The sequence below is a fragment of the Candidatus Thermoplasmatota archaeon genome (genome assembly GCA_035540375.1).
GTDB lineage: Archaea > Thermoplasmatota > SW-10-69-26 > JACQPN01 > JAJPHT01 > DATLGO01.
In genome coordinates, this window is sequence record DATLGO010000077.1 from 1 (window position 1) to 8,393 (window position 8,393).

The following is an 8,393-nucleotide window of genomic DNA, read 5'->3' on the forward strand; positions in this document are numbered from 1 at the left end:
TCCCCGAGGCGAGGCTCGCGCCGCCGTAGATCGGCCCGACCCCGAGCGCTTTCGCGGCAAGCGACTCGCCGGTCGCGAGCGAAAGCGCGTGGAGCGTCCCGCCCGTCGAGCCGACGACGACGACGCCGCCCGCGACCGCGGGAGGCGCGAAGACGGCGCCGTCGAGCGGGCGCGTCCAGACCTCGCGCCCGTCCGCCATCGCGAGGGCCGCGACGCGCTGCTTCGCGGCGTACGGGACGACGATGCGGCCGCCCGCGGCCGCGGTGGACCCCACGATCCCGTCGCCGGAGACGGCCTCCCCGTGCTGCCACACGATGTCGCCCGTCGCGGCGTCGAGAACGTGGTAGACGCTCGATTTCTGGCCCTCGCCCATGACGAGCCGGTCGCCGACCCGGAAGAGGTTCGCGGACGCGCCGAAGTCCCAATCCGGGCTGATCGGGTTCGTCTGCGTGAAGACGTCGTTCTTCGTCATCTGGCGGAGCCAGACGCGCGACCCGTCCTCGAGCGAGAGCGCGACGAGGGCGTCCGTCGTCGCGCCCGCGGGCTCGCGGTACGCGTTTCCGGTCCCGAAGAAGAGCCGCTTCGTCGCAAGGTCGACGGCGGGCGTGCTCCACACGGGCGAACCCGCTTCGCCGCTTTCCGCGAGGACGTGGCGCCAGGCGAGGCTCCCGTCGGCCACGCGGAAGGCGGCGACGGACCCCCGGAAGTCGAGCGGGCCCTTGTGTCGCCACGATTCCTGGTCGGAGGCGACGCCCGTGATGACGAGGTCGCCCACGACGACCGGCGAGCCCCAGAGGTGCGTCGAGTTGTAGACGTCGGAGCGCACCGACCATTTCGCGGCGCCCGTCGCGGCGTCGCGCGCGTGCAGGGTCCCGTTCGAATCGCCGAAGTACACGACGCCGTCATCGACGGCCGCGGACGAGTCCACGCGCGCGCCGACGGTGGCGTTCCAGAGGACGCGCCCGGTGGCGGCGTCGAGCGCGTGGAACTTCCCCGCCCAGCTCCCGACGTAGACCCTGCCGTCGACGACGGCGGGCGTGCCCGTGATGGCGCCTCCCGCGAAGAAGCGCCACGCCTCGCGGAAGTCCTTGAGACGCGAAGCGTCGAAGGCCTTCTCGTCCGTGTTGTGGCGCGAGTTCGCGAGGTCGCGCCCGTACATCGGCCAGTCGCTCGCGCCGGGCCCGCCGAGCGTCGGGCTCGTGGGGGGCTTGCCGCCGTCGCCGCCGGGGGGCGGGGCGGCGCAACCGGCGAGGGCGACCACGAGGGCGAGGACGAGGAGAGCGGCCTTGGCCATGGCCGCGGCATCGGGGGCCGCGTCGTCGTGGTTTGTGGTACGAACGCCGGAGCTATCCCACGGCTTCGCGGATCCACCGGTAGACGCGGGGGCTTGCAAGAAGGCCCCAATGGCCCGCGAGGTTCGTCACGCGGTTCGTCGCCCGCTCGTCGTCGAGCCGCGCGTTCGCGGGCGGGAGGACGACGGTGTCGAAGCGGCTGTAGATGTTCGTGATCCGCGTCGCCGCCGTGAGGCGCGCGTGCGCGAGCTCCTTGAGGAAGGTCGAGCCGGGAAGGATCTGGCGCGCGCCCATGAGGACGGGCGCGCCGAGGCCCGCGTAGGTGCCGCGGTGCGGCGTCCCGAGGCACACGAGACCGTGCACGCTCTTCGCGCCCCCGAGGACCTCCGCGTAGTAGCGCGCGATGAGGCCGCCCATCGAGTGCCCGACGAGGCTCACGCGGTCCGCGGACTCCGACGCCGCGACGGCGCCCACCTTGCCCGCAAGAAGCCGCGCGGATTCGCGCAGGTCCGAAAACGTGAACCGCGGAAAGGTGACGCTGTAGACGGGGAAGCCGTCGCGTTCGAGCAGGTACTGCATGACGTTCCAGTACACGAGGTTCTGGCCGAACGCGCCCGGGACGAGGATCACCGGGTGGCGCTCGGCGCGCGCTTCGCGGGCGGGCGCGAACGCGGACGAGGCCTCGGGCGAGGACGCATCCACGCCCCAAGGGAGGCGACCCTAAGAGATAAATCCGGCGGACCGGATGCGTGCGACGATGCGCCGGTTCCGCGCTTCAGCGTGTCTTCTCGCGCTCGTCGTCCTTCTTGCCCCCGCGACCCCGGCGGTCGGCCAGGCGGGCGGGGGCGCGCTCACGCTGAGGCCCCCCGTCGCCGTGAACGCGATCGCGGTCGAGGAGACGCCCGCGGGCCTCGTCGGGGCCGTCGCGACGATCAGCGTGGCGGTCGCGGACGGGGGGTCGGGACACATCTTCATCGACACCGTCCCGCTCACGCAGCTCGACATGCAGGGCTCCGCGCGGCTCGCCGTGCGCGTGGCGAGCAGCCTCACGGACATCCCCGTCTCCGACAAGGATTTCTTCTTCGTCGTGCGGTCCGCCTCGCCGATCATCGGCGGCCCGAGCGCGGGCGCCGTCATGACCGTCGCGGCCGTCGCGGCGCTCAAGAACTGGACCGTGAACCAGTCGGTCATGATGACGGGCGCCGTGGACCCCGACGGCGGCGTCGGGCCGGTGGGCGGCGTCGCCGCCAAGGCCTTCGCGGCCGCGCAGGCGGGCGCGACGCTCTTCCTCTTCCCGGCGGGGCAGGACGTCATCGCGCCGACGGATCCGCGCTTCGCCCCGACGCCGCTTGCGACGCACTGCCGCCAGGCCCTCCGGATCGCCTGCGAGCCCGTGACCGACGTGGAGGAAGCGCTCCGCCACATGACGGGGCACGTCTTCGAGAAGCCGAACGTGACGGGCAACGTCACGGACGCGCGCTTCAAGTCGCTCCTCAAGCCCGCCGCGACGGCGCTCCTCGACGAGGCGAGCGCGGACGTCGAGGCCGCGCGCGTGGCCCTCGCCTCGCCCTCGATCCCGGCGGAAGCGCGTCCCGACCTCGCCTCGCGCCTCGCCTCCGCCGACGTGACGATGCGGTCCGCCCGCGAGGCGTTCGCGAACGAGACCTACTACACGACGGCGTCGAGGAGCTTCCAGGCCTCGATCGAGGCGCGCTACATCGCCTACGCCGCCCGCTTCTTCGCGTCCCCGGCCCCGGCCTCGGCGGCAACGGCCATCCTGCGGGAAACCTCGACCATCGTGGAGCGCGCCTCGCGGGACGCGCGCGCCGCGTCCGTTGACGGCCTCGCCGAGGTGGAGTCGCTCGGCGCGGCGCAGACGCGCGCGACCGAGGCCGAGGCGTTGCTCGCCTCCGCCCGGTCGATCGCGGGAAACGCCACCGCGATCCCGGCGTACCTTGCGGCGCTCCACGACGCGGCCTACGCCGCCGAGCGCGCCGAGACCGTCCAGTGGTGGCTCGAGATCGGCCGGAGCTTCCCGCCCGGCGCGCCGATCGGCGCCGAGGCCCTGCGTGCCCGCGCGCGGGAGGCCCTCGATAGCGCGACCGAGACCGTGACGTACGTCGAGGCGGTCCTCATGAACGCCGGAGGACTCGCGCCGCCCGCGCTCGCGGTCGCGCGGCAGTCTCTCGCCGACGGCGAGCGCGACCTTGCCGCGGGGTACACGGCCGCCGCGCTCTTCGAGGCGCTCGAAGGCGAGGTCCGCGCCTCGGTGACGCTCGAGCTTTCCGGCTACGGGCCGACGGTCCCCGTCGCGAAGATCGAGGCGGCGGAGGAGAAGGCGCGCCTCGCGATCCTGACCGCGCGGGCCCGCGGCGCCGAGCCGGTCCTCGCGGTGAGCTACTACGAGTTCGCGGAGAGCCTCGTCGCCTCGCAACCGGCCGACGCGCTTTCGTTCTACAACCTCGCGCGCGTCACCGCGAACATCGGCGACTACCTCACCGCGAACGGCGCCGAGCCGCGCGCGAGCCGCTACGTGGGGGAGGCCGGGATCCCGATCCCCTCGCGCGGCGTGACGCCGGCCTTCGCGGTCGGCATCTTCGTCGTCGGCGTGCTCGTGGGGGGCGGCCTCGCGGCGCTCGCGATCGCCCTCTCGCGGTCGCCCCCGCGCGCCGCGCCCGCGCACGACCCGATCGCGTCGGCCGCGATGCGGCACGCGCTCGAAGGCGTCTGGGCGCGGCACGCCCGGGAATCGGCCGCTTCGCTCGGGCGTGTCGAGGAACGAGGAGAAGGCGAAGCCCCGCGTTGAACGTCTACTGCACGTTCGAGCGGAGGTACTTCGCGGCGGTGACGCGGACCTTGCTGCGGTCGCGCATCGCGCGCCCCGTGGGGCGGACGACGGTCACCGGGATGACGCCGCGCGCGTACTCGTCCTCGGAGACCTTCACGGGGTCCACGACGTGGTCGACGTCGATGAGGACGGGCGCGCCCATGCCGATCTGGAGGGCGCGGGCGCCGATGATGCGGGCGCGCTCGAAGCGGTTGAACTGGATCGCTTCGCTCTTCGCCGGAGAGGACTGCTTCGCCATCGGGGCCACCAGGGCATCGCAAACCCTGAAGGGGGATATGAAGGTTTGGGAGTCAGGCGGCGGGCTTCGCGGCCTCGACCTCGTCCCGGAGCGCGAAGGCCCGCGCGGGCGGGAGGCCGAGGTCGTGCGCGAGGAGGGCGAGCTCGCGCTCCTCGTCGCGCGTGAGGACGCGGTCGCGCAGCGCGAGGCGCAGCGCGCGACGATAGGCGTCCTCCGCGAGGCGCGTCGATCCCCTGGAGGCTTCGGCCGGCGTTCGTCCGGGGACCGCGGCGGACGCGAAGCGCTCCGCGGCGCGCTGGAGGGGGGTGATGGAGAAGAGGAGCAGGCCGACGATGGCGGCGCCCGCGAATCCGCCGACCTCGTCGGAAAAATAGGCCTCGGCGAGCTGGGATACGACGAAGAACGCCGCCAGGATGACCCCCGCGACGGCGCCCCGCGAAAGCCCCCACCGGAGCCGCACGTCGATGTCGAAGAGGCGGTGGCGCGCGAGGGCGTAGGCGGGGATCGCCCCGAACAGGATCGAGACGACGCCCGAAAGCTCGAACGCGACGGAAGCCAGGAGGCCAGCGTAGACGAGCGCGAGGAGGATCGCGGTGCCGCGGCCGGTCGACGGGATGCGCCAGGCGACGGAAGCGAGGAACGCGTAGACCGCGGCGGCGACGAACGTGCCCATGTGGATCGCCCATGGAACGATCTCAAGCGGTTCCGTCGGGTTCGTGGGCACGTAGGACCCGGTCGCGATCTCCAGGAACACCCAGTTCGGGTAGAGCGTGAAGGCGGCCCCGACGAGCAGCCTCGAAGGGTCGCGCCCGGCGGGCGGCCGCCGCGCTTCCGCGAGGCCGAGCGCAACCGCGGCGCCAAGGAGCACGGGGAACCAGAGGAGGTCGAGGACGTTCCTGAGAACGTGGTGCCAGAACGGCACGGCGAGCGCGTGGACCGCGAGCGCGACCGCGGAGGCGGCCGCGAGCGCGGGGAATGCGAAGGGGACCTTCGCGAGGAACCGGCGCTCGGGATAATACGAGAGGAAGACGAGGAGCGCCGCGCACGTCGGGACGATGCTGTAGCCGACGAGCCGCAAGAAGAAGGCCTCGGTCGCGGGGTTGAGCGCGAGCTTGCCGATACCCCAGAGGAGGTCCCAGACGGCGTTCGCCCCGAACAGCGCCGCAAACGCGCGGTGGAGGGGTTCCCGTGGGGCGAGGACGAGCACCCATCCCGCGATCGCGAGCTGGAGAAGGAATCCGCCGACCCAGAGCGCGAGGGGCAGCCCGACGTCGAATTCGAGGCGCGACAAATCGCTCACCCATGTCCGGGGCGGGTCATGAAGGTATCACGTGCCTGATCCCAGGATCGGGGCCGAGGCTCGCGGGGGATCAAAGGAGAAAAGGAGCGGGCTCCGCGGCAACCGCGGAGCCCCGGGATGCGGCCTCGCGCCGGAGGCGTGAGAGGAATGGACGCGCCGCCCGCGGGGGGCGGCGCGGGGCTCAGAAGTCCCCGTCGCCGCTTTGCCCGAACGCGGTTCGGGCGCGCGGGGACGCGGCCTTCCTCGCTTCGCTCAGAAGTCCCCGTCCCCGCCCTCGCCGCCGGCGGGGGCCTTGAACTCCTTTGCGGCGATGACGTCGTCGATGCGGAGGATCATCGTCGCGACCTCGGTCGCCGACTGGAGCGCCTGCGTCTTTACGCGGAGCGGCTCCACGACGTTGTTCTTCTGCATGTTCTCGACCTTGCCGTTGTCGAGGTTGATGCCCGCCGTCTTCTGGCCCTTCTCGTGGGCCTGGCGGAGGTCGACGAGGACGTTGATCGCGTCGAGACCCGCGTTCTCCGCGAGCGTGCGGGGGATGACCTCGACCGCGTCCGCGAAGGCCTCGATCGCGAGCTGCTCGCGGCCGCCGACGGTCGCCGCGTACTTGCGGAGGCCGAGGGCGACCTCGATCTCGGGGGCGCCGCCGCCCGCGACGATCTTGCCGTCCTTGAGGGCCGTGCCGACGACGCCGATCGCGTCGTCGAGGGTGCGCTCGACCTCGTCGATGACGTGCTCCGTGCCGCCGCGGATGAGGATCGTGACCGACTTCGCGGTCGGGCAGTCGACGACGAACGTGAGGTTGTCGTCGCCGATCTTGCGCTCCTCGACGAGGCCCGCCTGGCCGAGGTCGTCCTTCGTGAGGTCCTTGAGGTTGCTCACGATCTTCGCGCCCGTGGCCTTCGCGAGCTTCTTCATGTCCTTCTCGGACACGCTCTTCACGGCGTACACGCCCTCCTTCGCGAGGAAGTGCTGGGCGAGGTCGTCGACGCCCTTCTGCGTGAAGAGGACCGTGGCGCCCGTGCCCTTGACCTGGTCGACGAAGCGGCGGAGGGTCCGCTCCTCCTCGTCGAGGAAGGCCTGGAGCTGGCTCGGGTCCGTGATCTCGATGTTCGCCTCGACCTCGGTCTTCTTGATCTCGAGGGCGGCGTTCACGAGCGCGATCTTCGCGTTCCTCACCGACTGGGGCATGCGGCTGTGCGCGCGCTCCTTGTCGAGGACGACGCCCTTGATGAGCTCCGTCTCCTGGACGGCGCCGCCGGTCTTCTTCTCGATCTTGATCGAGTCCTTGTCGACCGTGTAGGTGCCGTTCGCGTTCTTCTCGGCGACGCTCGTGACGGCCTTGACGGTCACGTCCGCGAGGACGTCGCTGTGGACGCTCGCGCCCTTCGAGGCCATGCTCGTGCGGGCGATGCGCTTGAGCGTCTCCGCGTCGTCGGCCTTGACCGTGATCGCGATGCCGTTCAGGATCTCGAGCGCCTTCTGCGAGGCGAGGCGGTAGCCCTGCGTGATGAGCGTCGGGTGGACGTCCTCGATGAGCTCCTCGGCCTTCGCGAGGAGGGCGCCCGCGAGCACGACCGACGACGTCGTGCCGTCGCCGACCTCGCTCTCCTGCGTCTTCGAGATCTCGATGATCATCTTCGCGGCGGGGTGCTGGACCTCGATCTCCTTGAGGATGGTCGCGCCGTCGTTCGTGATGACGACGTCGCCCATGCTGTCCACGAGCATCTTGTCCATGCCCTTGGGGCCGAGCGTCGAGCGGACCGCGTCGGCGACCGCCTTCGCGGCGAGGATGTTGTTCGACTGCGCGCCGCGACCCTTCGTGCGCTGCGTGCCTTCCTTCAGGATGATTACGGGTTGGTTGCCCATCATGGTGTTCTTCTCCTTGGTGTAGTCCCTACTGCACCTGCACGCGGTGGCCCGAATCGTCGGGGCCGCCCGCGCGCCGGATCGTGATGTCGAGGATGCCGTTCTTGTACGTGGCCTTGGCCGAGTCCGGCACGACCGCGGCCGGAAGCGCGATCTCCTTGTGGTACTTGCGCCCTTCCGCGACCTTGATCGTGATCTTGCGCTCCGCGACGTGGAGGTTGATGTCCTTCTTCTCCACGCCCGGAAGCTCCGCCGTCACGCTCACCGCGTCCTTCGACTCGATGACGTCCGTGAGCGGCTCGCGCCCCTCCGCCGCGGCGGGGGTGAACGGGCGCGTGTTCCCGAACTCCTGGAACTGGGGCTTGCCGTCGGGCGTCATGCGCATCGAGAAGCCGTAGACGAAGGGCTCGCCGGGCTCCTTCCCCGCGGCCTTCGAGGCCTCCTCGAGGAAGCGGTTCATCATGGCCCGCATGCGCTCCATCTCGGCCTCCATCCCGGCGAAGACGTCGTCGGGGAAGCCCATGGCCTTGCGGCGTTTCCGCCAGTCGTCCCAAGGATCCAAGCGGTCACCCTCGGAGGCCGGTAGACCAGCGGTTCTACTAATAGGTTGCGCCTGTCGGGTTCGGGGCTTTCAGCGGTGCACTTCATGACACGAGTTTCACACCGAGGTCGCGCTGCGGCGCGACCTCGGCTCGTGTCACTCCGTGCCAGAGTGGGGGCGCTGCGCGCGCCCCCTCTCTGGACTTTCGCCCGACCTGCGGGTCGGGCTCGCCGCGGCGGCGTGACGCCGCGGCCTCCCCCCAGCGCCAGGGGGCTGCCGCCCCCTGGACCCCCGACCCAAACCCGCGT

7 protein-coding genes are annotated in these 8,393 nt (G+C 71.5%); 1 reads left to right on the plus strand and 6 read right to left on the minus strand.

The window, feature by feature from the left end:
• Both VM889_09325 and VM889_09330 read right to left on the minus strand, forming a co-directional pair.
• Positions 1-1,294: PQQ-binding-like beta-propeller repeat protein (locus VM889_09325; GenBank protein ID HVL48745.1), on the minus strand; the 1,294-nt coding region annotated here is incomplete at its 3' end.
• A 52-nt stretch (positions 1,295-1,346) separates the two neighbouring features.
• A complete protein-coding gene (locus VM889_09330; GenBank protein HVL48746.1) occupies positions 1,347-1,994 on the minus strand; it encodes an alpha/beta fold hydrolase in 648 nt (215 codons plus the stop codon).
• Between the two features lie 55 nt (positions 1,995-2,049).
• Between VM889_09330 and VM889_09335 the strand changes: the two genes are divergently transcribed.
• Positions 2,050-4,098, plus strand: a complete 2,049-nt coding sequence (locus VM889_09335; protein HVL48747.1) for a S16 family serine protease — start codon at positions 2,050-2,052, stop codon at positions 4,096-4,098.
• Positions 4,099-4,102: 4 nt separating this feature from the next.
• On the opposite strand, the gene VM889_09340 is transcribed toward VM889_09335, so the two are convergent.
• The 4 genes from VM889_09340 to hsp20 form a co-directional block, all read right to left on the minus strand.
• Entirely contained in the window at positions 4,103-4,378 is a 276-nt protein-coding gene (locus VM889_09340) for a DNA-directed RNA polymerase subunit K (protein ID HVL48748.1), read from the minus strand.
• Positions 4,379-4,430: 52 nt separating this feature from the next.
• Entirely contained in the window at positions 4,431-5,669 is a 1,239-nt protein-coding gene (locus tag VM889_09345; GenBank protein HVL48749.1) for a hypothetical protein, read from the minus strand.
• Positions 5,670-5,930: 261 nt separating this feature from the next.
• Complete coding sequence (thsA, locus tag VM889_09350; protein HVL48750.1) at positions 5,931-7,547, minus strand: thermosome subunit alpha; 1,617 nt, start codon at positions 7,545-7,547, stop codon at positions 5,931-5,933.
• Between the two features lie 25 nt (positions 7,548-7,572).
• Positions 7,573-8,106 carry an archaeal heat shock protein Hsp20 gene (gene hsp20, locus VM889_09355; protein HVL48751.1) on the minus strand — a complete coding sequence of 178 codons (534 nt, stop codon included), beginning with the start codon at positions 8,104-8,106 and terminating at the stop codon, positions 7,573-7,575.
• Between the last annotated feature and the right edge of the window lie 287 nt (positions 8,107-8,393).